The sequence below is a fragment of the Novacetimonas pomaceti genome (assembly GCF_003207955.1).
Lineage (GTDB): Bacteria > Pseudomonadota > Alphaproteobacteria > Acetobacterales > Acetobacteraceae > Novacetimonas > Novacetimonas pomaceti.
The window spans coordinates 1-1,126 of sequence record NZ_NOXG01000098.1; the positions used below are offsets into that span (position 1 = coordinate 1).

Here is a 1,126-nt window from a genome sequence, read left to right on the forward strand (position 1 = left end):
TATCAATCAGGTCGGCCAACCGGTCCAGAAGACCAAGCACGACAAGCACGTCAGCCAGAGTGCCGATCCCCACACCCGGGTCTCCCTTTTCCAGGCGCGCGATGGAACTTGCTGACGTGCCGGCACGAACGGCCAGGTCGGCTATCGCTATGCCGCGCCGCAGGCGCGCGCCACGAAGGTCACGCCCCAGTCGTTCAAGAGCCGCGCGGGATTTCGGTGAGCCCATTACTATCACTCATATTTGGCATATAAGGTGCCTTATACCGTCATATATGAAATTCTGTAAACTCCATCCTCTGCCCTCCACAACACGTTCCTGGCAGGAACTGGCACGTCGCGTAGAAAACGGTGGGCAGGCCGCCTGATTTCCAGGGGCAGTTTCTGGTCGCAGGGCGATCATCGCCCTATAAGTCTCTATTTTCCACCTTGAGGTCATGATGCCTGTTCCGCCAATCGATCCCTTCCATGCGCTGTCCATCAGCGCACTGGCGCATGAACTGGCCGCGCAGGGGCGCAGCATCATTCATATGGAATTTGGCCAGCCTTCCACCGGCGCGCCAAGCGCGGCGATCGAACGCGCTCAGCACGTACTGGCGACCGACCCCATGGGCTATTGGGAAAGCCAGCCCCTGAAGGAACGGATCGCCCTGCACTATGACGAAACATATGGCGTTTCGCTCCGGCCTGAACAGATTATCCTGACCTGTGGCGCATCACCCGCGCTGGTTCTGGCGCTCATGACCAGTTTTGTGCCCGGCGCGCATGTAGCCATGGCGCGACCGGGTTATGTGGCCTACCGCAATGTCGTGCGCTCGCTCCATATGAAACCGGTTGAAATTCCGTGTGGCGAAAAAGAACGCTTCCAGTTGCCCCCCCACGCCATTGCCGCGCTTGAACCTGCTCCCGACGGGTTGATCCTGGCCAGTCCCGCCAACCCCACCGGTACCATCCTGTCTCCTGATGAAATACGGCGCATTGTTGACGTCTGTCGCGCGCACGGGATCTGCATCATATCGGATGAAATCTATCACGGCCTGAGTTTTGGCGAACGCGCGCACAGTATTCTGGAATATGATCCCGATGCGCTGGTGGTAAACAGTTTTTCCAAATACTTCAGCATGGCGCC

The 1,126-nt window shown here is 58.3% G+C and carries 2 protein-coding genes; one reads left to right on the forward strand and one right to left on the reverse strand.

Translation table 11 applies throughout. The annotated features are described in order from the left end of the window. A partial coding sequence (locus tag CFR71_RS15780) for a helix-turn-helix domain-containing protein (RefSeq protein ID WP_133251192.1) occupies positions 1-226 on the reverse strand: 226 nt, incomplete at its 3' end. A gap of 211 nt (positions 227-437) precedes the next feature. On the opposite strand from CFR71_RS15780, the gene CFR71_RS15785 reads away from it, so the two are divergent. Continuing rightward, a partial coding sequence (locus tag CFR71_RS15785) for a pyridoxal phosphate-dependent aminotransferase (protein ID WP_165832129.1) occupies positions 438-1,126 on the forward strand: 689 nt, incomplete at its 3' end.